Consider the following 25,481-nt stretch of genomic DNA (forward strand, 5'->3'; position numbering starts at 1 on the left):
TGACGAAACTCACCGCCCGTCAACGGCAGACACTCCGCCCGGTCGAGGGCAGTCGCCCGTACGGCAGAGCAGCGGTTGCGGCACCCCAGGTCAGCGGTTCTCGTGGGAACAGTCGCGAGAAGTGAGCATGAATGGAGCCGACATGACATCGCCCCTGTCAGAAGCGGTCATCGCGGGTGCGGACGCCGAGGCCCTCGAGTCCCTCCCGCTCCCGGACCACTTCCCGGCGGCCTGTGTGCGCGCCGCCGACGTCAACATGTTCGAGGGCGTCGAGGACAAGGACGTGCGCAAGTCCCTGCACGTCACGGACGTGCCGATGCCCGAGCTCGCTCCCGACGAGGCGCTGATCGCCGTGATGGCGAGCGCGATCAACTACAACACGGTGTGGACGGCCATGTTCGAGCCGCTGCCCACCTTTCAGTTCCTCAAAGCCATGGGCAGAGGGGGCGGATGGGAAGCGCGGCACGACCTGCCCTACCACATCGTCGGCTCGGACGCCGCGGGCGTCGTCGTCCGCACCGGCTCCTCCGTGCGCAAGTGGAAGGTCGGCGATCACGTCTCGATCTCGCCGGCCTACGTCGACGAGCAGGACCCCGACACCCACCAGGACGGCATGCTCGGGCTCGGCCAGAAGGCCTGGGGGTTCGAGACGAACTTCGGCGGCCTCGCCCACTACGCCGTCGTGCGGGCGAGCCAGCTGATGCCGAAACCCCCGGCGCTCACCTGGGAGGAAGCCGCCGTCAACCCCCTGTGTGCGAGCACGGCGTACCGCATGCTGGTCAGCGACCGCGGCGCACGGATGAAGCAGGGCGACATCGTGCTGGTCTGGGGCGCGACCGGCGGACTGGGCGCCTACGCCGTCCAACTGGTCCGCAACGGCGGCGGCATCCCGGTCGGCGTCGTGAACTCCGAGGAGAAGGCGCGACTGCTCAGATCCCTCGGCTGCGACGCCGTCATCAACCGCGAGGAGATCCTCGGCGGCGACGACTCGCTCCTGCAACGCGCCGAAGGGTGGAAGCGGATGGGCAGGGCGATCCGCGACGCGGTCGGCGAGGACCCGCACATCGTCTTCGAGCACGTCGGCAGGAAGACGTTCCCCGCGTCGGTGTTCCTGGCCAGGCGCGGCGGGACCGTCGTCACCTGCGGATCCAGCACCGGCTACGAGCACACCTACGACAACCGGTACCTGTGGATGCGGCTCAAACGGATCATCGGCAGCCACGGAGCGAACCTGTACGAGCAGTGCGAAGTCAACCGGCTCATCGCCCTGGGCGGCGTGGTCCCCGCCCTGTCGGTCACCTATCCCCTGGCGGAGGTCGGGGCCGCCACCCGGACCGTCCAGGCCAACGAGCACATCGGCAAGGTCGGTGTGCTGTGCCTGGCGCCCCGCACCGGCCTCGGGGTCACCGACCCCGAGGCCCGGGCCCGGATCGGAGAGGAGCGGCTGCGCCTGTTCCGCAGGTAGGCCCACGGAACGGGCGCGGCGCGCGGATCACCGGGCGGACAGCCCCAGAGCACGGGTCAGGTGCTCCGCGATGGTCTCGACATGGGGCGGGTCGATGACGGACAGATGGTCGCCGCCTACGGGAACGATCTCCAGAGACGGGCACAGGGGCGCCCACCCGAGGTCGGCGTCCTGCCGCAGATAGCGCGGGTCCAGAGCCGTGGTCAGCCGCTGCGGCTGCTGCGCCCGGTAGAGCACCACATGACCGTCGTGAGGACGGGGGACGTACCGTTCGCCGACGCGGGCGTCGACGTACGAGGTCCGCTGGTGCTCCATGATCCCCGGGCTCATCTCCAGACCGGCCTCCGCGACGAGCCGCATGATCACCTCGATCTGCTGCTCGTCCGGGGTGCCCGCCAGCTTCTCGTAGGGAAGCTCCAGACGGTGGCCGTACGTCTGCTCGATGTACTCGGCGAAGCGGCCGAACCGTTCGAGCAGGAACTCCGGCGACTCCCGCTGCTGCAGGGCGGCGGGCAGGATGGTGTCGATCAGGCCGAGGAACCCGACGCCCTGCCCCTCCTCCTTCAGCTGACGGGCCACCTCGTAGGCGAGGCAGCCGCCGAAGGACCAGCCGAGCAGGTGGTACGGGCCGTCCGGCTGGATGCCGCGGATGAGCGTGCGGTAGTGGGCCGCCTTGTCCTCCATGGTGCTCAGCTCGTCGACGCGTTCCAGCCCGTACACGGGCAGCCCGGCCGGCAGCAGCTGCGTCAGAGGCAGGTACACCGAGGTCGGCCCGCCCGCCGGGTGGAACGTGAACAGCGGGGGGCGCGGCGATCCCGCGGGCGCCGGGCGCAGGGTGGTGACCGCGGAGGCGCCGGTCCGGTTGACCACGGGCCGGATCAGTTCGGCGACGGCCACGACCGTGCGGTGGGCGAGGACGGCGTCGGCCGTCAGCGCCAGCTGCGGATCGTCGCCGAGCCGCCGGCTGATGACGTCCGCCATGGCCGAGGCGGCGGCCAGGTCCCCGCCGGCGGCGGTGAAGTCCTCGCGGATGTCCTTCGGCCCGCGTCCGAGGACCTCCGCCCACGCGCTCGCCACCAGCCGCTCCGCCGCGTCCCTCGCGCCGAGGGAGGTCGGCAGGGAGGGCGGGGGCGACTGCGCCTGTCGCACGCTGTCCGGCGTGGAGGCGGCCAGGGGCGCCGCGGGGTCCAGTCCGAGCCGCTCCAGCACGGCGGAGCCGAGCTCCCGGAGGCAGGCGCCGCGGAGCAGCTGCGGGGCGGGCAGGTCGACGCCGAAGTCCTGGCGGACGGCGTTGCGGATGCGCACCGCCATCAGGGAGTCCAGCCCCAGCTCGGTCAACGGGGCCGTCTCGCTCAGCTCGTGAACGCTGAAGCCCATGATGCCGGCCGTCCGCCGGACCAGGCGGGCGTACACCGCGTCCGGGGCGGAGCCGCCGAGCGCCGCGATGCCGTCCGGGCCGATCCAGTCGTCGACGACGACCGAGTCGTCCTCCAGGACGTCGGTGAAGAAGGGAATGGCCGACAGGCCGGGGAACGCCGCCAGCACGCGGTCCGCGTCGAGGTGCACGACCCCGACGTGCGTGCGGTCGAGGACGACGAGCGACTGGAGGGCGTCCATGCCTTCGCCCAGCCGGATGGGCTCCAGGGCCAGCGCAGGGTTCCCGGCCGTCGACGCGACGTTCTCCCAGGGGCCCCAGGCGATGGAGGTCGCCGGCAGGCCGACGGCCCGGCGGCGGTGGGCGAGGGCGTCGAGCCAGGCGTTGGCGGCCGCGTAGGCCGACTGCCCCGGTGAGCCGAGCAGCGCGGCGGCGGAGCTGTAGTTCACCCACCAGTCCAGGTCGTGGTCGGCGATCGCCGCCTCCAGGTTGCGGGCCCCGACGGCCTTGGGCCGCAGCACCGTGTCGATGTCGCCCGGTTCGAGGTCGGTGATCACCCGGTCGTGCAGGACGCCGGCGCAGTGCGCGACACCGCGCAGCGTGTGGCCGTCGGCGACGGCCGCGCTCACCAGGGCCTCGGCCACGCCGGGTTCCGCGATGTCCCCCTGGACCACGGCGACGGACGTGCCCCGGGCCTCCCACCCGGCCAGCGCCTCCAGGGCCTCGGGGCCGGGGTCCCGGCGTCCGTTGAGGACCACGCGGCCCGCTCCCTGTTCGGCGAGCCGGGCCGCGGTCGCGAGCCCCAGCCCGGTCAGGCCGCCGGTGACGACGTAGGCGCCGTCGGGACGGGTGAAGACCACCTCGTCGCCGCGCCGGGGGGTGAGGTCGGCACGGGCGAGCCGGGCGGTGAGCCGGGTGCCGGTCCGCCAGGCGATCTCGTCGGCCTCCCCGTCGGCGAGGAGCTCCTCCACCAGATCGTCGACCGCGCCGGTCTGCCGGTCGACGTCCACCGAGGACGCCCTCAGCTGCGGCTGTTCGAGCGCCAGCACGCGGACGAGGCCGCGCAGACAGGCCAGGTGCGGCGTGCCCGCTTCGCCGGGCCCCGTCGACTGCGCCAGCACCGTGGCCATCCACAGTCGTGGCGGCTGCCGGCGCGTGTCGGCGGCCAGGCGGCGGGCCAGCCGGGCCGCCGTGCGCAGCGGCCGGATGTCGTCGTCGCGGTCGCACTGCGGGAAGAACAGCACGACGGCGCTCGGGCCGTCCTCCGCCGCCTCCAGCCAGGCGCCGAGCGCGCCGTCGACGGCGTCGTCGCGGGCGTCGGCCACGGTGAGGGCGGCGCCCTTGGCCTCCAGGGCCGACGCGAGCGAGCCGGTGACGCCGCTCGCGGCGTCCGGTTCGTCGCTGACGAGCAGGACACGCTGCGGTCGGCCCAGCGGCAGGGGAGCGGTGGACTTCTCCCACTGGACGTCGTAGGCGCTCGTCTCCAGCGGCCGGGGCACCTCGTGCCGCTCCACGGGACGCAGCCTGACCTGCCGGGCGACGATCTCGCTGGTGTCGCCCCGGGCGGTGAGGTCCCAGTGGCTGACGGCGGGCTCCGCCGCGTCGTCGCCGTCCGCGGGGGTGCAGCGGATGTCGTACGCGGTGTCGAAGACGCCGGGCCCCTTGACGTGCAGGGACGCCACGCCGACCGGGACGCCGGCTTCCGTGTCCGCGGAGCGCGCCGCTTCGAGCATGGCGGTCAGCAGCTGGGCGTAGGACGGCCGGTGCGGATGCTGTACGTCCCTCAGGGCGAAGTGCTCGACGAGGACCGGTTCCCGTTCCGCGTGCGGGCGGTGCCGCCCCTCGGCGGCGCCGTCACGGGTGACGCGGGCCGAGGCGTGACAGCTCCAGGTGGGGCCGGCGCCGCGGGCGTGCAGGGAGATGGCCCCCTCCGTACCGGTCGCGGGCTCCCAGACGAGGGTCACCGGAGTGCTGTCGGAGAGGGCGAGCCACTGGTGGATCCGCAGGTCCTCGACGCCCAGCCGGGTGATGCCCTCCCGGGCCCACAGGTCCAGACCGGCCTCGATCATCAGTTCCGCCGCGTCCGCCAGGGTCAGGACCGCTCTGTCGTGGACCGTGCCCCGCTGGCCGTGCCGGCGGGTGCCGACGTCCGCCTGCCACAGCGCGGCGCCGCTCCTCGGGTCGTCGGTGCGCACCCCCAGCAGCGGATGCCCCACGACCTCTTCGGAGCGGACCGCACGGGCGAACCAGAACCGTTCGTGCCGCCAGGGCGGTGTGGGCAGCGAGGTGCGCGCCCCGGCCGGCCACAGGCCCGTGTCGAGCCTGACGCCGGCGAAGTGCAGCCGGGTCAGCGCCGCACGCAGCTCGACGGTGTCGTCGGTGTTCTTGTGCATGGTCGCGACGACCAGGGCCTGGCCCCCCGCCGGGATCGCGTCGAGGGTCTCGGCGAGCGGGACGACGGCGATGGGGTGGGGTGAGATCTCCAGGAAGAGGCCGTGGCCGTCCTCGGCGGCGGCGGCCACCGCCTGTTGCAGCCGGACCGGGCGGCGGACGTTGGCGCACCAGTACTCCGCGTCGGCCGTGATGTCCGTCCGGGGATCGTCGAGAGCGGTGCTGTACCACGGCGTGGCGGGGGTGCGCGGGCGCAGTCCGGCCAGGTCCTCGCGCAGGGGCGGCAGGACGGGGTCGACCTCGGCGGAGTGTCCGGCTCCGCCGACCTCCAGCAGCCGGGCGAGGTGGCCCTGCTCGGTCAGCTCGTCCACCAGGTCGCGCACGGCGTCGGCCGGTCCGGCCACCGTGCAGCGCTGCGGAGAGGAGTGGACGGCGACCTCGACGCCGGGAAACCGGCTGAGGACGTCGGCCCGGGTCGGCGCGGGCAGCTCGATCGCGGCCATCGCGCCGGCGTCGATGGTGGCGAGGAGGGCGGACCGGCGGACGATGACGCGCAGTCCGTCCTCGGCGTCGAGCGCTCCGGCGACCACGGCGGCGGCGACCTCGCCCATCGAGTGGCCGATGACGGCGGCGGGGACCACACCGTGGGCCCGCATGGTCCGCGCCAGGGCCAGCTGCATGCCGTAGAGCATCGGCTGGACCCGGTCGACCGTCCCGTCGTGCGGGGTCGTGAGCAGGTCGGTCAGCGTGGAGCCGGTCTCCGCGAGGAACACCGGGTCGAGGGCGGTCACCTCGGCGGCGAACAGGGAGTCCTCGGCCAGCAGCCGTCGTCCCATGCCCTCCCACTGCGAGCCGTATCCGGAGAACACGAACACCGGCCGGCGCGGTGTGGACGGCTGCGCCGCCGCGCTGTCGGCGCATGCGGCGACCACTCCGGGGACCGTTTCGCCCCGGGCCAGCGCGGCGAGCCTGTCGGCCGCCTCGCGGCGGTCCCGCGCGACGACCGCGGCACAGGACGGGCCCCGGCGGTGGGTGGCGAGCGTGTGGGCGAGGTCGGTGAGGGCGGGCGCGCCGTCGGCCGCCACCCACCGCGCCAGACTCGCGGCCACGTCGGGGAGCCGGTCGGCGGACCGGGCGGACACCACCAGGACGTGCGGGCGCCCGGCGTCCTCCTCGTCGGCGGGCGTCCGCGCGGCCCCCGGGGCGGGCGGCGCCTGCTCCAGGACGACATGGGCGTTGGTGCCGCCGAAGCCGAAGGCGGACACGCCGGCCCGTGCGGGCCGCTGTCCGGCGGTGGGCCACTCGGTCGGCTCGGTGACCACCCGAAGGCCCAGCTCGGCGAAGTCGATGTGCGGGTTGGGCGTGCGGAAGTGCAGGCCGGCCGGAATGCGGCCGTGCCGCAGGGCCAGGGCGGTCTTGATCAGCCCCATGATGCCGGCGGCGCCCTCCAGATGGCCCAGGTTGCTCTTGACCGACCCGAGGAGCAGCGGACGGTCGGCCGGCCGCCCGGCTCCGACGACCGCTCCGAGAGCCGTCGCCTCGATGGGGTCCCCCAGCAGCGTGCCCGTCCCGTGCGCCTCGACGTAGTCGAGGTCCGCGCCGTCGAGCCGCGCGTCCCGCAGCGCGTCGCGCAACAGGGCTTCCTGGGCGGCCGGGTTGGGCGCCATGAGCCCCGCCGAGCGGCCGTCCTGGTTGACCGCGGTGCCCCTGATCACGGCCACCACCAAGTCGCCGTCGCGCCGGGCGTCGGCGAGCCGCTTGAGCACGACCACACCGCAGCCCTCACCGCGGGTGATCCCGTCCGCCGAGGCGTCGAACGGCTTGCACCGGCCGTCCCCGGCCAGCGCGCCGGCCTGCTGGAAGGACGCGGTGACCGCCGGGGACAGCAGCACGTTGACGCCCGCGGCCAGCGCGGTGTCGCACTCCCGGCCGCGCAGGCTGCGACAGGCCAGGTGCACGGCCACGAGGGACGACGAGCAGGCCGAGTCGACGGTGATGCTCGGGCCGCGCAGGTCGAGCGAGTACGAGACCCGGTTGGCGACGATGCTGCCGGCGGCCCCGGTGCTCGTCCACGGCGTCAGACGCGCCGGGTCCGAGGTCGTCAGCTGCCCGTACTCCAGGGCGCTGAGGCCGACGAAGACGCCGGTGGAGGTGGCCCTGAGGGAGTGGGCGGGCGTTCCCGCGTGGTCCAGCGCCTCGCAGGCCACCTCGAGCAGCAGCCGTTGCTGGGGGTCCATGACCTCGGCCTCGTGAGGGGCGATGCCGAAGAACTTCGCGTCGAACCCCGCGACGTCGTCGAGGAAGGCTCCCCAGCGGGTGGTGGCCTCCATCAGCGCGGTGACGTCGGAGGCGGTGCCGGCGAAGTCGCGCCACCGCCCCTCGGGGACCTGGCCGACCAGGTCCGCTCCCGCCAGGAGCCGCTCCCAGAAGGCGTCGGGGCCCCGCACGTTCTCCGGCAGCCGGCATCCGATGCCGACGACGGCGACGGCGTCCTCGTCGTCGGCGTCGGAGGCGGCTGCTCCCGCACCCGCACCCGCGTCGGCGGAGGCGCGGGCGTGCTCCGCGCCGGCCGCGCGGGCGTCCTCGTCGTCCGTCAGCGCGCCGACCAGCTGGGCGAGGGTGGGGTTCTCCCACAACAGGGTGGCGGACAGCGGCCGGTCGAGCACCTTCTCCAGCTCACCGGTCAGCCCGACGGCGTCGCGGGAGGTCAGGCCGTACTCCGCCAGAGGGCGGGCGTCGTCCAGTTGTTCCGGGGAGATGCCGCAGAGGTTCGACACCAGCCGCACCAGTACCGCCCGCAGCGCCTCGGAACCCGGCCCGGAGCGGGCGTCTGGCGTGACGGGGCTGGTCCGGACGTCCTCCACGGGCTCCTGGTCTCCGCCTGGTCGCTTCATGCGGTGCCGGTCTCCCTCTGTGCTCGGGTGTCGTCGCTCCAGGCGCCCTGGAGGTAGTGCTCGCGGCAGGCCCCGCGGGCGACCTTTCCGCTCGTGGTGTGGGGCACGGTGCCGGGCGGGGCCAGGACGAAGTCGTGGACGGCGACGCCGTGGCCGGTGGAGACCGCCGCGCGCACGGCCCGTGCCGCCTCCTCCCGGACGCCGTCGGCGTCCGCCAGGTCGCGCGCGTGCTCGGCGACGACGACCAGGCGCTCCCCGTCGTCGGTGAGGACGGAGAACGCCGCGGTGTGATGGCGGCGCACGGCCGGGTGGGCGCTCTCGACGGTCTGCTCGATGTCCTGCGGGTAGTGGTTGCTGCCGTCGATGATCACGAGGTCCTTGATGCGCCCGGTGACGTAGAGCTGGCCGCGGTGGCGCAGCCCCAGGTCGCCCGTGCGCAGCCACCCCCGCGTCCCGTCGTCCGGGTCGCCGTGGAGGGCGGCGCGGAACGTGGCCTCGCTCTGCTCCGGGCGGCCCCAGTAGCCGCGCCCGATGTTGGGGCCGCGCAGCCAGATCTCGCCCACGTGCCCGTCCTCCAGACGGACGTGCGTGACCGGGTCGACGACGGCCGCCTCCTGGCCGGTGGGCAGGCCGCAGCCGACCAGGCGGGTCACGGCCCCCGGGCCCTCGGCGACGCGTGCGACGCCGGCCGCGAGCGCGTCCCGGTCGAAGGGGGTGACGGTGGGCTCCTCGCCCGCCGGTGAGGCGGAGACGAAGACGGTCGCCTCGGCGAGCCCGTACGACGGGCGCATCGCCGTGGGGAGCGCGCCGGCCGGGGCGAAGGCCTGCTGGAACCGGTGGAGCGTCTGCTCGGAGATCGGTTCGCTGCCGTTGACCATGGCGGCGACGGAACCCAGCGACAGCTCGCCGCGCTCCTCGTCGGTGACGCGGCGCGCGCAGTAGTCGTAGGCGAAGTTGGGGGCGGCGGTGATCGCGCCCTGGTGCGCGGTGAGCAACCGCAGCCAGCGGACGGGCTGTTGGACGAAGGCCAGCGGGTCCATCAGCACGGACGGGACATGCCCGACGAGGGGGAGCACCACTGCCAGCACGAGCCCCATGTCGTGGTAGAGCGGCAGCCAGCCGACGGTGCGGTTGTGGCCCGGGCGGATGCCGTAAGCCTCAAGAGCCTGGCGGGCGTTGGCGCATACGTTGGCGTGGGTGATCTCCACGCCGGACGGCACGCGCGTGGAGCCCGAGGTGTACTGCAGGTAGGCGCAGTCCCCGGGCCGGACAGGGGCGATCTCCCCGCCCGCCGCCGGGCCCCCGGGCGCCGGCTCCGAGACCAAGTCCCGCTCGGTGGCCACACGTACGCGCAGCCCGTCCTGGTTGGCGCAGAACTTCTCGACGGTCGGGAGCGAGTCCGGGCTGGTGAGGGCGAGCACCGGGTCGGCGTCGGCGAGGACGGCGCCCAGCTTCGCCGCGTGGCCGGGCAGGTCCGGCGTGAAGAGCGGCACGGCGATCGCGCCGGAGCACGCGGCTGCGAGGAAGCCGACGACGTAGTCCAGGTTCTGCGGCGCCACGACGGCGACCCGTTCGCCCACCGCGCCGGCGCGGCGCAGTGCGCTCGCGAGCGCGTCCACCCGCCGCTCCAGCTCGCCCCACGTCAGGCTGGAGGGGACGCCCCCGCGGTCGCCGGCGAAGTCCACGAAGGTGAACGCCGTTTCGTCGGGTGTGCGTGCCGCGGCTTGAGCGAGATAGTGACTGATCGTGTCTCTCACGGTTTCCAGCACTAAGTCACCGAACCTTTGTCTGAGGAAGGGGGCTGACTCCTGGCAGTGGTGAAGGAACAGCCAAACACGGAGGGATGCCGGGCATCCAGTGACACGCCGAGGCGAACCGCGGGCCGAAAAGGTCGGCGGAATACCCGCGAGTCGCCCTCGATATGCTCGGGGTGCGGCGTATGCAGGAGGGGATTTGAGAACGCGGCTCTCCTTTCCGCTTCCTTCCACCGTCGCACGAGGCAGGTATCGTGAGCCGACCGCGTGTCATCGCCCTTCTCGTGGCCGTTCTCCTGCCGTCGTTCATGACGGCCCTGGACAACACCATCGTCAATGTGGCACTGCCCGCAATTCAAGCCGAACTCGTCTTGAGCGACGCCGACTTGAAATGGGTCGCGGCTGTCTATCCGCTCACGCTCGCAAGCTTTCTCCTGCTGGGCGGACACCTGGCCGACATCGTCGGGCGGCGCACGACGCTCCTGTCGGGCGTCGCCCTCTTCAGCGTGTCCTCGGCGGGCGGCACGGTGGCCGCCTCGGGGGAGGTGCTGATCGCCCTGCGGGGGCTCCAGGGCGCCGGCGCCGCGCTGATCCTGCCGGCGTCGCTGGCCGTCATGGCGCAGGACCTCCCCGCCCGCTCGCGCAACGTCGCCTTCAGCGCCATGACCGCCACGCTGGCCGCGGCGCTGGCCTGCGGACCCGTCGTCTCCGGTGTGATGACCCAACACCTGGGCTGGGAATCGGTGTTCGCGATGAACGTGCCGCTCGGCTGCGTCAGCCTCCTCTTCGGCTGCGCCGTCCCCCGGCGCACCCCCTTCGGCCGCTCCCCGTCCGCGCCGACGGTCACGCTGTCCCTGCGCGTCGTCGCACTGGCCTGCTGCGCGCTGGCGGCCCTCGCCCACTGGCTGATCGAAGGAGCCGCGTACGGGTTCACCGGCGTTCCCGTCGTCGTCTCGGGAACCGTGTTCGCGGCCTCGGCCGTCGGCCTGTCGTACGAACTGACGCTCCGCAGGAACGCGGCGCTGCGGCTTCTCTTCCGGCAACGCCCCTACCTCGGCGGAGTCATCACCCAACTGCTGGGCGGACTGAGTGTCAGCGGAGTTTATTTCTTCACATCGCAATTCCTCCAGAACGGCCTCGGACTCACCCCGACATCGGCCGGTCTCGCCTTTGTCCCGCTGGCTCTTTCCGTACTCGCCACCGCCCCTTTCATCGGCCGGATCGCGAACCGCTGGGGGGCCGGCAGGGTGTCCGCCGCGGGCCTTCTCCTGGTCGGCTCCGGATTGCTGCTGATCGCGCTGGGAAGCCTGGGAGGAACCGTCGTCCACGTCCTGCCCGGGCTTTCCGTCGTCGGCTTCGGCTCCGCGCTCGCCGTTCCGCTCACCACCCGCGCCCTGGAATCCTCGCCCGGCCACCTTTCCGGTATCGCCGCCGGATTGTTCAGCGCCATCCGGGAGGCCTCCGGAGTCGTCGGGATCGCCCTCGTGGGCGCCGTCGTGTCGTTCGTGGAACAGAGCGCCGTCGCCGCGGGAGCCGGTGAGACGGAGGCCTTCCTCTCCGGCTACAAGATCGGGCTCTGCATGGCGGCCGCGCTGGTCGGGGCCGGCGCCCCCGTCGCGCTGTGGGCGCTGCGGCAGGGCGAGGACACCCCGGAGGGCGGCAGGGAGGCGTCCCCGTACCCCTCGGAACAGGGACGGTGACGGCCGGCGCGCCGACGGCGTCACCCGTTCACCCCGGTGGCCTGCCGTGACTTGCCGGTGCACCTCGCACGCACAGACTGGGAAGGAACCTGCGCACCGGCGGGAGCCGGGCCGGCCCACGGCCGCCCTCGCCTTCTCGCGGCACAGCCATGTCCCGCCCCTCTCCTGACGGAAGGAACAGGTATGGCCACGCTCCTGCACCGGCTGGGCGCCTTCGGCGCCCGGCGGTGGCGAACGATGCTGACCGGCTGGCTCCTCGTTATGTGCGCCGTGGCCGCCCTGGGCGTCTCCTTCGCCGGCGCGTTCCAGGCCGGCGACTCCATCCCCGGCTCCCCGACCCAGGAGGCGCTGACCCGGATGGAGCGGCACTGGCCGGCGCCCGCCGGCACGTCCGGGCGCATCGTCTTCCAGGCTCCGCCCGGCCACCGGGTGACCGAGCCCGGCCTGCGCAAGTCCCTGGCCTCCGCCCTCGACGCGGCCGCCCGCGTGGAAGGCGTGATCCGGGTCGGCGACCCGGCCACCAACGGCCAGGTCTCCGGCGACGCGCGCACCGCGGTCGCCCAGGTCCTCTTCGCCGAGCGGGACGGCCAGGTGCCCGGCGCGACGCTGCGGGCCGTCGAGGACGCCGGGGCCGAGGCCCGCAGGGCAGGCTTCGTGACCGCGTACGGCGGCGAGGCCTACGCCCCGCACAGCTCGCCCTTCGGCCCCACCGAGACGGTCGGCCTGGCGGTGGCACTGGCCGCTCTGGTGATCACGTTCGGTTCGCTGCTCGCCGCCGGTCTGCCGCTGATCACCGCCGTCCTCGGCGTCCTCGGCACGATGGTCGCCCTGACCGGACTGGCGTCGGTGTTCGACATCGCCGACAACGCCCCGACCCTGGCCGTCATGCTGGGCCTGGCCGTCGGCATCGACTACGCCCTGCTCATCGTCTCCCGCCACCGTGCCCAGCTCGCCGCCGGCGTGCCCGTCCGGGAATCCGTCGCCCGGGCCACCGCGACCGCGGGCAGCGCCGTCGTCTTCGCCGGGGTCACCGTCGTCATCGCGCTGGCGGGACTGTGCGTCGCGGGCGTCCCGATGCTGACCTCGATGGGCCTCGCGTCCGCCGGGTCCGTCGCGGTCGCCGTCGTCGTGGCGCTCGCCCTGCTGCCCGCGCTGATGGGCATGGCAGGCCGCAGGCTCGTCCCCCGGCCCGGATCACGCGCCGCCCGCCTGGCTCTCCGGGCCGGCCGCACGGACGGCGAGCCCGCCCTCGGGGTGCGCTGGACCGAGGGAGTGCTGCGCCACCCCCTGCGCACCCTGATCCTGGGCACGGCCGTCCTCGTCGCCATCGCGATTCCCTCCGTCCGGCTCGAACTCGCCCTCAACGACGAGGGCTCCCAGGCCGTCAGCACCTCCGGCCGTCAGGCCTACGACATGATCGCCCACGCCTTCGGGCCAGGCGCGAACGGCCCGCTGGTCGTCGTCGTCGAGGACGCCGACCCGGAGACCGTCCGGGCCGCGGCCGCCGACGTCGTGGACGAGCTGGCCGGCGTCGAGAACATCGCCCACGTCAGCGGCGTCGAGGTGGCCGGGGACGGGAAGGCGGCCCGGGTCCAGGTCGTCCCCGGCACGGGACCCCGCACCCAGGAGACCGCCGGCCTGGTCTCCCGGCTGCGGGAAACGACCCGGTCCGTCGGCGACGCGCACCACACCTACGTGGCGGTGACCGGACAGACCGCCGTCAGCGTCGACGTCTCAGCCCGGCTCGGCGGCGCGCTGGCGCCCTTCGCCGTCGTCGTGATCGGCCTCTCCCTGCTGCTCCTGCTGGTGGCGTTCCGGTCGGTCGCGATCCCCCTCAAGGCGACTCTGGGCTTCCTGCTGTCCATCGGCGCCGCCTTCGGCGCGACCGTCGCCGTCTTCCAGTGGGGCTGGCTGGCCGGCCCGCTCGGCGTGCCCAGTCAGGGCCCGGTGGCCGGTTTCGTGCCCATCATCGTCATGGCCGTCCTCTTCGGCCTCTCCATGGACTACGAGGTCTTCCTGGTGTCCGCCGTACGCGAGGACTACGTCCGCCACCGCGACGCCCGCGCGGCGATCACGGCGGGGGCGCGCACCTCGGCCCGGGTGGTGACCTCGGCGGCCGTCATCATGATCTCGGTGTTCGTCAGCTTCCTCTTCTCGCACGCCGTCGACATCATGCCGATCGCGTTCGCGCTGGCCTTCGGCGTCATGGTCGACGCCTTCCTCGTCCGGATGACCCTGGTGCCCGCGGCCCTGGCCCTCCTCGGCGACCGGGCCTGGTGGCTGCCCCGCCGGCTCGACCGGATCCTGCCCCGCATCGACGTCGAGGGCGGGAACGCCCCCGCCCCCGGGGCGGCCGGGCCCGGCGCCGAGGAACACCGGCCCGGCGAGCCCGCGAGACGGTGACCGGGGCGGCGGCACGCCGACCGCCCCGGTCACCGTCGGTCACTCGTGCGCGATCGCCGCCAGCACGTTCATCCGGGACGCCCGCAGCGCCGGCAGCAGCGCCGCCACCACGCCCACGACCGCCGAACCGACGACGACCGCGACGATCGTGCCCCACGGGACCGCCAGCGCCTTCATCCCCTGCAGGGCAAGCACCCGCTGCGTGCACAGACCCCACACGAGCCCCAGCCCCAGCCCCAGCACCGCGCCGAACACGGCGATCACCACCGACTCCAGCCTGATCATCCGGCGCAGCTGACGCCGGGACAGCCCGATCGCCCGCAGCAGCCCGATCTCCCGGGTCCGCTCCACCACCGACAGCGCCAGCGTGTTGACCACCCCGAGCACCGCGATGACGATCGCCAGCCCGAGCAGCGCGTACACCAGGTACAGCAGCACGACGATCTGGTCGTGCACCAGGTCCTTGTAGTCGGCCTGGTCGCGCACCTGCACCTGCGGATACGCGTCGAGCGTCCGCTCCAGCCGGGGCCGCAGCGCGTCGGCGTCCGTGCCGTCGGCCGCGTTGACGTACAGCGCGGAGTCCTGACCGCCCGGCACGTACTTCTCCACGGTCGCGATGCCGACGAAAAGGCCGCCCTGCATGCCGTAGCCCTCGGCGGCGTCCTGGTCGGTCAGCGCGCCGACCCGCAGCGAGGCCGTCCGCCCGCCGGGGAACCACACCGGCAGCACGCTGCCGAGGCGCACCCCGTGATTCTCCGCGAAGTCCACGTCCATGCCCATCGCCCCGTCGGCAAGCGCCGCCGCCGCGCTACCCGCCGCGTACGTCACATGGGCGACGTCGTCGACACGGTCGTCGTACCCGGCGGCCGTGGTCTCCACCCGCTTGCCGTCGGGCAGCCGCACGGCGAGCGGCGCGAACCGCTGCCGTACGACGAGACCGACCCCGTCGGTCGCGCGGACCTTGTCGGTGACCTCCTGCGGGAACGGCGTGAAGTTGGCGTTCTGGACGACGAAGTCGGCGCCCAGGGTCTTGTCGATCTGCTCGTCGAAGGACTTCGACATCGAGGCGCTCGCCACCGACATGCCGCCCACCAGGGCGAGGCCCACCATGAGCGCGGCCGCGGTGGCGCCCGTGCGGCGCGGGTTGCGCAGGGCGTTGCGCTGGCTCATCCGGCCGATCGAGCCGAACAGAGCGGGGAAGGCCGCGCCGAGCACCCGGATCACCGGCCGCACCAGCAGCGGTCCGGCGATGACGGTCGCGATCAGCGTGAGGACGACGCCGAGGCCCAGCAGGGACGCCGAGGTCGCCGTCCGGGACGCGGTCGCGCAGCCGGCGAGCGCGGCCGCGCCGAGCGCGCCGACGACCGCCCCGACCACCGCCCGCGTCCTCAGCGGCCGGCCGACGCCCGCGACGTCCGCGTCCGACAGCGCCGCCATCGGCGACACGCCCGCCGCGCGACGCGCGGGCAGGTAGGCCGCGACGAAGGTGACGCCGACGCCGACGACGTACGCCGTCACCGGGGTCACCCACCCGACGACCATCTCCGTCGTCTTCAGGTTCATGCCGAGCGTGCCCATGAGCCGGATCAGGCCGGCCGCGAGGCCGATGCCCGCCGCCAGGCCCAGCGTCGAGCCGACCAGGCCGAGCAGCACAGCCTCGGTGAGCACCGAGCGCCGCACCTGGCGCCGGTCGGCGCCCAGGGCGCGCAGCAGCCCCAGTTCACGGGTGCGCTGGGCGATCAGCATCGAGAAGGTGTTGACGATCAGGAACACGCCCACGAGCACGGCGATGCCGGCGAATCCCAGCATCACGTACTTGACGACGTCGAGGAACCCGCCGAGATTCTCCGCCGCCGACTTCGCCTGCTCGTCCGCGGTCTTCACGTCGTAGGGGCCCGCGCCGACCGCGGCGGCCACCCGTGTCTTCAGCTGCTCGTCGGTGACCCCTTCCGCCGCTGTCACGGAGACGGAGGTGGCCAGGCCGGGCGAGCCCAGCAGCTCCGTCGCGGCGACCTTCTGGTCGAGGAAGACCAGTGCCGTGCCCGGGTTGGTGGTCTTGAACGTGGCGATGCCGACGACCGTGACCCGGAACGAGCCGGGCTGCGCCATCACGGTCAGCGTGTCGCCGATCCGCACGTGCTTCTTGTCGGCGGTGTCCGCGTCGAGCAGGGCCTCGCCGGCGCCCTGCGGGGCGTGACCGGAGGTCAGCTCCACGGGGCTGCGGTCGGTGACGTTCCAGCCGGAGGCGATGGTGGAGGCGCCGGTCGTGGGCCCCACGGACTGGTTCCGGCTGTTCACGACGGTGATGTTCTGCGCGCCCACGTCGGCGTGGGCGGACGCCACCCCGGGGACCTTCGCCACCGTGCCGGCGAGCGAGGCGGGCAGGGTCCGCACCGCGCCGGTGGGCACGGAGGAGGTGATGTCGTCCTTCGGCTCGACGGACACGTCGGCCGCGGTGGAGGCGAACAGGCGGTCGAAGGTGCGGGTCACCGTGTCGGAGAAGATCAGGCTGCCCGCGACGAACGCCACCGAGAGGATCACCGCGAGCGCGGACAGGAGCAGTCTGCCCTTGTGGGCGAGGAAGCTCCGCAGGGTCGCTCTGAGCACGGGTCAGTCCTCCCCGGCGGGCTCGCCGACCCGGGCGGCGACGCCGTCCCCCTCAGCGGCGCGGGCGGCGTTCCCCCCGGCGAAGAGGCGCATGCGCTCCAGCACGGCCTCGGCGCTCGGATGCTGCATCTCGTCCACGATCCGCCCGTCCGCGAGGAAGAGCACCAGGTCGGAGTGGGCGGCGGCGCCCGGGTCGTGGGTGACCATGACGACGGTCTGGCCGAGGTCGTCGACGGCCTCCCGCAGGAACGCCAGGACCTCCAGGCCGGCGCGCGAGTCCAGGTTGCCGGTCGGCTCGTCCGCGAAGATCAGCTCGGGACGGGAGGCGAGCGCCCGCGCGCAGGCCACGCGCTGCTGCTGACCGCCGGACAGCTGGGACGGCCGGTGCCTCAGGCGGTCCCGCAGCCCGAGCGTGTCGATCACCTGGTCCAGCCACTCCCGGTCGGGCTTCTGCCCGGCGATGTCCATGGGCAGGGTGATGTTCTCGGCCGCGTTCAGTGTCGGGATCAGGTTGAACGACTGGAACATGAAGCCGATCCGGTCCCGGCGCAGCCGGGTCAGCTCCCGGTCTTTCAGGCCGGTGATCTCGGTGTCGCCCAGCCACACCTGACCGGCCGAGACGCTGTCCAGCCCGGCCAGGCAGTGCATCAGCGTGGACTTCCCGGAACCCGACGGGCCCATGACCGCGGTGAAGCGGCCGCGCACGACGTCCACGTCCACCGAGTCCAGGGCGAGCACGGTCGTCTCGCCGGAGCCGTAGGCCTTGGTCAGCCCGCGGGCGCGGGCCGCCACGTCGTGGGCCGAGGCCAGACCGGGGGCGTGCTCCGCAGCAGGTGTGGACAAGGTGCCTCCTCGCTCGCGTGGACGTGCCGACGTTCCTGTCCGGCCGAGCCTAATGTGACCGGGCCCACACCCGGAACGGTTTTCCGGCTCACCGCGCCTCGGGTCCGGCTTTCAGCACCCCGGTCCGCCGGTGACAGCACGGGCGCGGCGGACCCGCCGGGACTTCTGCCCGCGTGGGTCCGCCGCGCTCCTCGCACACGGCCGCCGCCGTGCTCCCCCTACTGGATGAACGCGCGCACCCGCGCGTACACGCCCGGGTCGCTGTTCATGTCGGTGTGCGAGACACAGCCGACGCCGACGTTGGCCGCTCCGCTCAGCAGCGCCGAGTCGTCCGGGTCTATCGCCGCGTCGCAGTTCGACCAGTAGGCCGCGTAGGAGACGCTTCCCGGCGTCTCGTCACCGGAGTTGAGAGCGGTGACGAACGAACTGCCGGTCCGCATCTCGTTGCACGAGGTGTACAGCCACCCGCACAGCGAGGCGACCGAGGTGCCGTGGTTGGTGCCGGCGACGGAGACGAAGTCGTCGACGTACGCGGTGCCGCCGAGGTTCTTGAGGTAGTAGCGGGAGCTGAGCGCGCCCATGGAGTGCACCACGAGGTCGACCTTGCTCGCGCCCGTCCGCGCCAGCACGTTCTGGACCTCGGTGGCCAACTGCCGTGCCGTGGTGGCGTTCGACTGGGACCAGGTGTACGACCAGGCGTCCAGCTCGGATGCCGCGTAACCGTCGGCCTTGAAGGAGGCCGCCCATGCGTTCCAGCTGCCGCCGGAACCGTTGAAGCCGTGCACGAAGACGACGGGGTTGCGGGCCGCCGCGTGCGCCGGGGGAGCGGTGAGGGAGAGTGACACGAGGAGCGATGCGGCCAGGGCCGACAGGGCCGTGGCGATGCGACGCCGGGAGCGCTGCATGGTGCCTCCTGGAACGTGTGGGGTAGCCAGGAGTGTCCGGCCGGGTCTACGCGCGCCGCATCGGTGAAGTCGCCGGTCTTTACGGTTCAAATAACCCGTCGGTAACGTGATGTGTGTGGTGACTCCGGTGAACCCCCCACGTCTTGACCGCACTTGGCCACCACCGCCCCCGGCCCTCGCTCTCCGCGAAGGGGTCCGGGTGCGGATCCTGCGTTCGGTGCACGGTGATCCGCGCGCCGCCGCCGCCCTCGCCGTCCGCCTGACGGACGGTCAGCTGACCGGCTCCGACCCCCTGCCCCCCGAACCCGCGGCGCTGCTGCCCGAGTTGCTCGCCCCGTACCGCCACGCCGTCCGGGCGCTCCCCGACGGGACCCGGCTGCTGCTCCTCCTCGCCGCCGCCGACCAGTACCCGGTCGCCACCCACGCCTTCCTGCGCGCCGTCGCCGCGGCCCGCCTCGACACCCGTCCGCTGGAGGCCGCGGAGGCCGCCGGACTCGCCCACGCCACCCCCGGCGGCGTCGGATTCGCCGACCCCTGGACCCGGATCGCCGCCTACGAGACCGCCGTACCGGCCGACCGGCGCGACGCCCACCGACTGCTCGCCCGCGTCCTGCACGGCGCGGGCGAGTCCCCCCGCCGCTCCTGGCACCGGGCGGCCGCCGCGCTCGGCCCCAGCGCCCGGCTCGCCGCCGAACTGGCCGCGGCCGCCGCACGGGCCCGCGCCGCCGGTGAACCCGCCCTGTCCGGAGTTCTCACCGAACGCGCCGCGGACCTCACCCCCGACCCCCAGGCCGGCTCCCGCCTGCTCGCCCGGGCCGCCGCCGACGCCTGGAACTCCGGCGACGGCGACCGCGCCCGCCTCCTCGCCGCCCGCACCGGCACCCCCGCCCTCGACGGCGTCCTCGCCCTGCGGACGGGGCACGCGGGCGACGCCTTCGACGCGCTCACCGAAGGGGCCGCACGGGCCGCCGACGGCCCCTCGGACCCGGCCGGCGAACACGCCCGCCACCTTCTCGCCCGCGCCACCGAAGCCGTCGTCTACACCGGCGACCTGCGCCGCTGCCGCGAGGCCGTCCACCTCGCCCACCGGCTCGGCATCGAGCCGCCCGGCGTCCTCGGCTCACTCGCCGCCGCCGTCGACGGACGTTACGACGACGCCCGGGACCTGCTGGAGGCCACCGCCGGGCGGTGCGGACCGGGCGGCGACCCCACCCTCCTGCTGCACGCCGGCATCGCCGCCCTGATGCTCGGCGACCACACCCGCGCCGCCACCGCCACCGTCCGCGCGGCCGGCGCCGCCCGCGCCCGCGGGCTCACGCCCCTCGTCTCCCAGGCCATGGAGTTCCGCGCCCACGCCGACCTGTGGACCGGCCGTCTGCGCGCCGCCGAGGCCGCCGCCCTGGACGCGCTGCGCCAGGCTTACGCCACCGGCCAGGACAACGGCGCCTGCCACCTCCAGGCCGCCCTGGCGATGTTCGCCGCGCTCACCGGCGACACCGCCGTGTGCCGGGACCGGGCCGCCGCCGCCCGCTCGTACGCCCTCGCACACGGCCTGGGGCTGCCCGCCGCCCTCGCCCAATGGGCGCTCGCCCTGCTCGACCTGGGGTTCGGCCGCTTCGACTCCGCCGCCGCACGGCTGCGCGCCCTCGCCGGCCTCGGACCCGGCCACGGACACCGAGCCGTCCGCCATCTGGCCACCCCGCACTACGTCGAGGCCGCCGTCCACACCGGGGACACCCGGATCGCCCGCGCCGCCCACGCCGACTACGACCGCTGGGCCCACGCCGTCCGCAGCGCCGACGACCTCGCCCTCAGCGCCCGCTGCCACGCCCTGCTGACCCCCGGCGCGGGCGCCGTCGAGCACTACCGCACCGCCCTCGACCTCCACGACCGGGGCACCCGAGCCCTGGAACGGGCCCGCACGGAACTGCTGTTCGGCGCCGCGCTGCGCCGCCTGCGCCTGCGTGCCGAGGCCCGCGACCGGCTGCACAGCGCCCGGGAGGCGTTCGAGGCCTTCGGCGCCCCGCACTGCGCCGAACGGGCCCGCGCCGAACTGCGCGCCCTCGGCGCCCCCGCCGACACCGCGCACCCGCCGCGGAACCGGACGCCCCGTCTGACCGCCCAGCAACTACGGGTCGCCCGCATGGCGGCCGACGGGGCCACCAACCGCGAGATCGCCACCTCCCTCGCGCTCAGCCCCCGCACCATCGACCACCACCTGCGCGGCGTCTTCACCCGGCTGGGCATCCGCTCCCGCATCGAACTGGTCCGCCTGCTGGAGGACGAACAGGGTGCCTGAGCGCGTACCTAGGCCTGCGCCCGGTTGCGGAACGCCTCCGCCTCCCAGGTTCCGTCCAGCCGCGCCGCCAGCCAACCGGGGGCGCGCGTACGGAAGTCGGCGGGCGTGAGCGAGCCGGCACCCTCGGGCAGCGCGCCAAGCAGCGGCGCGCCGGCGACGTCCGGGAGGTCGGTGACGTTGCACCGCATCGCCAGATCCGGGGAGTCGGGCCAACTGCCGATCACGACTCCCAGCAACTCCAGCCCGCGAGAACGCAGTTCACGGGAGGTCAGCTCGGTCGTGTTCAGCGTGCCCAGGCCCGGCGAGGCCACCACCAGCACCGGCGCGCGCAGCAGCTCCGCCGCGTCGGCCAGCGTCGCGCCCGCCTCGTCGAAGCGCACGAGGAGACCGCCCGCGCCCTCCACCAGGACCAGGTCGTGCTCGGCGGCCAGCTTGGCGGCGGCCTCGGCGATCGCCTGCGGACGCACCGCCGGCCGGTCCGCCCGGCGCGCCGCCGTCGCCGGCGCCAACGGGTCGGGATAGCGGGCGAGTTCAGCCGTCGTCACCGGACCTGCGAGCCGCGCGACCTCGTCGGCGTCCCCGCGCTCGTGCGGCCCCACACCGGTCTGGGCGGCCTTCAGGACGGCCACCGACCGGCCCGCCGCCCGGGCGGACGCGGCCACGGCGGCCGTGGTGACGGTCTTGCCGACCTCCGTGCCCGTCCCCGTGATCACCAGGATCGGCATGCTCATCCCTCCCGCGCCGCGGCGCACACCGCGCGCGCGATCCGTGCCACGTCCGCGTCACCGGTGACGTACGGCGGCATCGTGTAGACGAGGTCGCGGAACGGCCGCAGCCACACGCCCTCGCGCACGGCCGCGTCCGTGGCGGCCTTCATGTCCACGTCGTGGTCGAGCTGGACGACGCCGATCGCGCCCAGGACCCGGACGTCCTTCACACCGGGAAGCGCGGCGGCCGGCGCCAGCCCCTCGCGCAGCCCCGCCTCGATCCGCCGGACCTCGGCGAGCCAGTCCTGACCGAGCAGCAGCTCGATCGAGGCGCAGGCGACGGCCGCGGCCAGCGGGTTTCCCATGAACGTCGGCCCGTGCGCCAGCACCGGCACCTCGCCCCGCGAGATGCCGTCGGCCACCCGGGCCGTGCACAGCGTCGCCGCCATCGTCAGGTAGCCGCCGGTCAGAGCCTTGCCCACGCACATCACGTCCGGCGTCACCGCCGCGTGCTCCGCCGCGAACAACGCGCCCGTGCGCCCGAACCCGGTCGCGATCTCGTCGAACACCAGCAGCACGTCGTGCGCGTCGCACGCCTCGCGCAGCACCCGCAGGTACGCGGGGGAGTGGAACCGCATCCCGCCCGCGCCCTGCACCACCGGCTCCACGATCACCGCGGCCAGCTCGTCCGCGTGCCGCTCGATCGCGGCGCGCAGCCGCTCCGCGTACGCCTCGTCGTACTCCGCGGGCGGTGCGTCCACGAACACCTGACGGGGCAGCACCCCGGTCCACAGCTCGTGCATCCCGCCGTCGGGGTCGCACACCGACATCGGCTGCCAGGTGTCGCCGTGGTAGCCGCCGCGCCAGGTCAGCAGCCGCTGCTTGCCGGGGCGGCCGAGCGAGCGCCAGTACTGCAGGCACATCTTCGCCGCGACCTCGACCGACACCGAGCCCGAGTCGGCCAGGAAGACGTGTTCGAGACCGTCGGGCGTCATGTCGACGAGGAGCTTCGCCAGCCGTACGGCGGGCTCGTGGGTGAGCCCGCCGAACATGACGTGGCTCATCCGGGCCAACTGCTCCCGCGCGGCCGCGTCCAGCACCGGGTGGCCGTAGCCGTGGATCGCCGACCACCAGGACGACATGCCGTCGACCAGCTCGCCCGAGCCGTCCGCGAGCCGCAGCCGGACCCCGCTCGCCGACTCCACGACGAGCGGTTCGGACCGGCCGGGCATCGGGCCGTAGGGATGCCACACATGCCGCCGGTCGAGGTCCAGCAGCTCCGGCACGCCCAGCTCAGGCATTGGGCGCGAGGTCCGTCCCGGTGCCCCGGCGGCGCACGGCGACCAGGTCCGTACGGGGCTCGCCGGCCGTCGGCGCGCCGGCGGACCCCGCGACGCCCGCGCTCTCGCCCTCCTCGGTGGCCGTGTGCGAGCCGCACACCCCACCGCCCTCGTGCGAGCCGCACCCGCCGCCGTCGTGGGAACCGCAGCCCGCGCCCTGTGCGGATCCGCACCCGGCCCCGGCGTCGGCGTGCGAGCCGCAGCCGCCGCCCCCGCCGGCCGCCACCCGGTGCTCGGGCAGCGTGACCTCGCCCGCGCCCTCCACCTCGAACCCGGCGTCCGCGATCATCTCCAGGTCGGCCTTGCCCGCCTGGCCCTCGCTGGTCAGGTAGTCGCCCAGGAAGATCGAGTTGGCCACGTGCAGCGCGAGCGGCTGCATCGTGCGCAGATGGACTTCCCGGCCGCCCGCGATGCGCACCTCGACGTCCGGGCACACGAACCGCGCCATCGCCAGGATGCGCAGACAGCGCTGCGGGGTGAGGTGCCACTCCTTGGCCAGCGGGGTGCCCTCGAACGGGATGAGGAAGTTGACCGGCACCGAGTCCGCGTCCAGCTCACGCAGCGAGAACACCACGTCGACGAGGTCCTCGTCGCTCTCGCCCATCCCGGCGATCAGACCGGAGCACGCCGACAGGCCCGCCGCGTGCGCCTTGCGGACGGTGTCCACCCGGTCGGCGTAGGTGTGCGTGCTCGTGATCTCGCCGTACGTGGCCTCGGAGGTGTTGAGATTGTGGTTGTAGGCGTCGGCGCCCGCCTCGCGCAGCCGCTCGGCCTGGCCGTCGGAGAGCAGCCCGAGGCAGGCGCACACCTCGACGTCCTCGTTCTGCTCCTTGATCGCCTGGATCGTCTTGGAGACCCGGTCCACGTCCCGGTCGGTCGGGCCGCGCCCGGAGGCCACCAGGCACACCCGCTTGGCGCCGCCGGCCAGCCCCGCGGCGGCCGCCTCGGAAGCCTCGTCGGGCTTGAGCCAGGTGTACTTGAGGATCCCGGCCGTGGAGCCCAGCCGCTGGGAGCAGTAGGAGCAGTCCTCGGGGCACAGCCCCGACTTCAGGTTGACGAGGTAGTTGAGCTTCACCCGTCGGCCGAACCAGTGCCGGCGCACCTTGCCGGCCGCGGCCACCACTTCGAGCAGGTCGTCGTCGGAGGTGGCCAGCACGGCCAGCGCTTCCTCGCGGGTCGGCAGCTCGCGCCGAAGCCCCTTGTCCACCAGCGTGTTCAGCAGGTCCATGAGAGCCGATCCTGTCCTACCGAACCGCTCCGGGCCAAGGTAGGGACCGGACAACACACCCGCTTCGACGTGTGGGTATTGCCACACCATGGGTGACCGGCCGGGCCGCTAGTGTCTGTCCGCTACCTACAAAAGACCCGGAGGACCCATGGCGTTCGGCTGGATCGACGAGCAGTCGGAGTCGCGCCGCCGCGCCGGACTCGTACGCACCCTGCGCCCCCGGCCGGCCGACTCCCCGCTGCTCGACCTCGCGAGCAACGACTACCTGGGGCTGGCCCGCCATCCCGAGGTCACCGAGGGCGCGGCGCGTGCCGCCCGGACCTGGGGCGGCGGCTCCACCGGCTCCCGGCTCGTCACCGGCACCACCGAGCTGCACACCGAACTGGAGCGCGAACTCGCAGCGTTCTGCGGCACGGAGGCGGCGCTCGTCTTCTCCTCCGGCTACGCCGCCAACCTGGCCGCGGTCACCGCGCTGGCGCCGCACGGCTCGCTGATCGTCTCCGACGCGGGCAACCACGCCTCGCTCATCGACGGCTGCCGGCTCGCCCGCGGCGTCACCCAGGTCGTAGCGCACGCCGACCCGGACGCCGTGCGCAAGGCGCTCGGCACCCACGACGGCCCGGCCGTGGCCGTCTCCGACACGGTCTTCTCGGTCGACGGCGACGCGGCCCCGCTGGCCGCCCTCGCGCGCGCGTGCCGGGAGCACGGCGCCGGTCTGGTCGTGGACGACGCCCACGGCCTCGGGGTGCTCGGCGACGGCGGCCGGGGCGCCCCGCACGCGGCGGGACTGGCAGGCGCGGACGACGTGGTCGTCACGGTGACGCTGTCCAAGTCGCTGGGCAGTCAGGGCGGGGCGGTGCTCGGTCCCGCGCGCGTGATCGACCACCTGGTCAACGCGGCCCGGACGTTCATCTTCGACACGGGACTGGCCCCTGCGGCGGCGGGAGCGGCCCTGGCGGCCCTGCGGCTGCTGCGCCGGGAGCCGGAACGCGCCGCACGCGCGCGTGCGGTCGCGGGTGAGCTGCACGCCCGGCTGACGGCCGCGGGCCTGGAAGCGGTGCGCCCGGACGCCGCGGTCGTCTCCGTGCGGGCCCCGTCCCCGGAGCTGGCTCTGCGCTGGGCGGCCGACTGCCGGACGGCCGGCCTGGCCGTGGGCTGCTTCCGCCCTCCCTCCGTGCCCGACGGCGTCTCACGTCTGAGGCTGACCGCCCGCGCGGACCTCAGCGAGCGGCAGATCGAACGCGCTGTACGGGTGATCGACGGGACACGGCCGTGAGCCGGTGCGACACGGCCGTGCGCCGGGGAGAAGGGGAAGGACTCAGCGGAACGCGGCGGTGAAGCCCGTCCAGCTCTCGGGGGAGAACAGCAGGGCGGGACCGTCCGGGTCCTTGGAGTCGCGTACGGCGAGCAGGCCGGACCACGGTCCCGAGCGGGGGCGGGCCGTCTCCACGCAGTTGTTGGCCCCCGTGCTGTGGCTGCTGCGCAGCCAGCGCAGACCGTCCGGGCAGCGGGGGTCGGCGAGTTCGGTGCTGGAAGGTACGTGCCGAGGCAGTGCGGTCATGGCGCCTCC

At 74.1% G+C, this 25,481-nt stretch carries 14 protein-coding genes; 5 read left to right on the forward strand and 9 right to left on the reverse strand.

The window, feature by feature from the left end:
• Window positions 1-142 precede the first annotated feature (142 nt).
• On the forward strand, window positions 143-1,465 hold the full coding sequence (gene ccrA / locus EV567_RS14175) for a crotonyl-CoA carboxylase/reductase (protein ID WP_130439869.1): 1,323 nt from the start codon (window positions 143-145) through the stop codon (window positions 1,463-1,465).
• 27 nt (window positions 1,466-1,492) lie between these two features.
• Here the strand turns inward: ccrA and EV567_RS14180 are convergent, their stop codons facing one another.
• Complete coding sequence (locus EV567_RS14180) at window positions 1,493-8,125, reverse strand: type I polyketide synthase (protein WP_130439871.1); 6,633 nt, start codon at window positions 8,123-8,125, stop codon at window positions 1,493-1,495.
• Window positions 8,122-9,882, reverse strand: coding sequence for a fatty acyl-AMP ligase (locus tag EV567_RS14185; RefSeq protein WP_207228772.1), 1,761 nt, complete (start codon window positions 9,880-9,882; stop codon window positions 8,122-8,124). The genes EV567_RS14180 and EV567_RS14185 overlap by 4 nt, the downstream gene beginning before the upstream one ends.
• Before the next feature lie 251 nt (window positions 9,883-10,133).
• Between EV567_RS14185 and EV567_RS14190 the strand changes: the two genes are divergently transcribed.
• Complete coding sequence (locus EV567_RS14190; protein ID WP_130439875.1) at window positions 10,134-11,579, forward strand: MFS transporter; 1,446 nt, start codon at window positions 10,134-10,136, stop codon at window positions 11,577-11,579.
• Between the two features lie 183 nt (window positions 11,580-11,762).
• Window positions 11,763-13,982: an MMPL family transporter gene (locus EV567_RS14195; RefSeq protein WP_242620803.1), complete on the forward strand. Its 2,220-nt coding sequence runs from the start codon at window positions 11,763-11,765 to the stop codon at window positions 13,980-13,982.
• Between the two features lie 39 nt (window positions 13,983-14,021).
• Here EV567_RS14195 and EV567_RS14200 read toward each other — a convergent pair whose 3' ends face one another.
• The 3 genes from EV567_RS14200 to EV567_RS14210 all read right to left on the reverse strand — a co-directional run bounded on the left by EV567_RS14200 (window position 14,022) and on the right by EV567_RS14210 (window position 18,337).
• Window positions 14,022-16,589 (reverse strand): ABC transporter permease, encoded by a 2,568-nt coding sequence (locus tag EV567_RS14200; RefSeq protein ID WP_130439877.1) that lies wholly within the window; start codon window positions 16,587-16,589, stop codon window positions 14,022-14,024.
• Between the two features lie 3 nt (window positions 16,590-16,592).
• Complete coding sequence (locus EV567_RS14205) at window positions 16,593-17,432, reverse strand: ABC transporter ATP-binding protein (protein WP_242620804.1); 840 nt, start codon at window positions 17,430-17,432, stop codon at window positions 16,593-16,595.
• A gap of 218 nt (window positions 17,433-17,650) precedes the next feature.
• Window positions 17,651-18,337 carry a triacylglycerol lipase gene (locus tag EV567_RS14210; RefSeq protein WP_130439879.1) on the reverse strand — a complete coding sequence of 229 codons (687 nt, stop codon included), beginning with the start codon at window positions 18,335-18,337 and terminating at the stop codon, window positions 17,651-17,653.
• Between the two features lie 109 nt (window positions 18,338-18,446).
• Between EV567_RS14210 and EV567_RS14215 the strand changes: the two genes are divergently transcribed.
• Window positions 18,447-20,636, forward strand: a complete 2,190-nt coding sequence (locus EV567_RS14215; protein WP_130439881.1) for a helix-turn-helix transcriptional regulator — start codon at window positions 18,447-18,449, stop codon at window positions 20,634-20,636.
• 8 nt (window positions 20,637-20,644) lie between these two features.
• Here the strand turns inward: EV567_RS14215 and bioD are convergent, their stop codons facing one another.
• From bioD to bioB, 3 genes are read right to left on the reverse strand one after another with little or no spacing between them, the layout of a single operon-like run.
• Complete coding sequence (bioD, locus tag EV567_RS14220; protein WP_130440620.1) at window positions 20,645-21,361, reverse strand: dethiobiotin synthase; 717 nt, start codon at window positions 21,359-21,361, stop codon at window positions 20,645-20,647.
• Between the two features lie 2 nt (window positions 21,362-21,363).
• Complete coding sequence (locus EV567_RS14225) at window positions 21,364-22,644, reverse strand: adenosylmethionine--8-amino-7-oxononanoate transaminase (RefSeq protein WP_130439883.1); 1,281 nt, start codon at window positions 22,642-22,644, stop codon at window positions 21,364-21,366.
• Window positions 22,637-23,911: a biotin synthase BioB gene (bioB, locus tag EV567_RS14230; RefSeq protein ID WP_130439885.1), complete on the reverse strand. Its 1,275-nt coding sequence runs from the start codon at window positions 23,909-23,911 to the stop codon at window positions 22,637-22,639. Before bioB ends, EV567_RS14225 begins: the two co-directional genes overlap by 8 nt.
• A gap of 148 nt (window positions 23,912-24,059) precedes the next feature.
• On the opposite strand from bioB, the gene EV567_RS14235 reads away from it, so the two are divergent.
• Window positions 24,060-25,187 (forward strand): 8-amino-7-oxononanoate synthase, encoded by a 1,128-nt coding sequence (locus tag EV567_RS14235; protein ID WP_130439887.1) that lies wholly within the window; start codon window positions 24,060-24,062, stop codon window positions 25,185-25,187.
• Window positions 25,188-25,229: 42 nt separating this feature from the next.
• On the opposite strand, the gene EV567_RS14240 is transcribed toward EV567_RS14235, so the two are convergent.
• Window positions 25,230-25,472: a DUF397 domain-containing protein gene (locus EV567_RS14240; RefSeq protein ID WP_130439889.1), complete on the reverse strand. Its 243-nt coding sequence runs from the start codon at window positions 25,470-25,472 to the stop codon at window positions 25,230-25,232.
• Window positions 25,473-25,481 lie beyond the last annotated feature (9 nt).

The organism is Streptomyces sp. BK239 (assembly GCF_004217285.1).
Classification (GTDB): domain Bacteria; phylum Actinomycetota; class Actinomycetes; order Streptomycetales; family Streptomycetaceae; genus Streptomyces.

Excerpts from the sequence above, each read along its gene's own strand:
- bioB (WP_130439885.1), bottom strand. The coding sequence starts at position 23,911 with ATGGACCTGCTGAACACGCTGGTGGACAAGGGGCTTCGGCGCGAGCTG.
- EV567_RS14235 (WP_130439887.1), top strand. The coding sequence starts at position 24,060 with ATGGCGTTCGGCTGGATCGACGAGCAGTCGGAGTCGCGCCGCCGCGCC.
- EV567_RS14195 (WP_242620803.1), top strand. The coding sequence starts at position 11,763 with ATGGCCACGCTCCTGCACCGGCTGGGCGCCTTCGGCGCCCGGCGGTGG.
- EV567_RS14210 (WP_130439879.1), bottom strand. The coding sequence starts at position 18,337 with ATGCAGCGCTCCCGGCGTCGCATCGCCACGGCCCTGTCGGCCCTGGCC.
- EV567_RS14225 (WP_130439883.1), bottom strand. The coding sequence starts at position 22,644 with ATGCCTGAGCTGGGCGTGCCGGAGCTGCTGGACCTCGACCGGCGGCAT.
- ccrA (WP_130439869.1), top strand. The coding sequence starts at position 143 with ATGACATCGCCCCTGTCAGAAGCGGTCATCGCGGGTGCGGACGCCGAG.
- EV567_RS14180 (WP_130439871.1), bottom strand. The coding sequence starts at position 8,125 with ATGAAGCGACCAGGCGGAGACCAGGAGCCCGTGGAGGACGTCCGGACC.
- EV567_RS14215 (WP_130439881.1), top strand. The coding sequence starts at position 18,447 with ATGTGTGTGGTGACTCCGGTGAACCCCCCACGTCTTGACCGCACTTGG.
- bioD (WP_130440620.1), bottom strand. The coding sequence starts at position 21,361 with ATGCCGATCCTGGTGATCACGGGGACGGGCACGGAGGTCGGCAAGACC.
- EV567_RS14240 (WP_130439889.1), bottom strand. The coding sequence starts at position 25,472 with ATGACCGCACTGCCTCGGCACGTACCTTCCAGCACCGAACTCGCCGAC.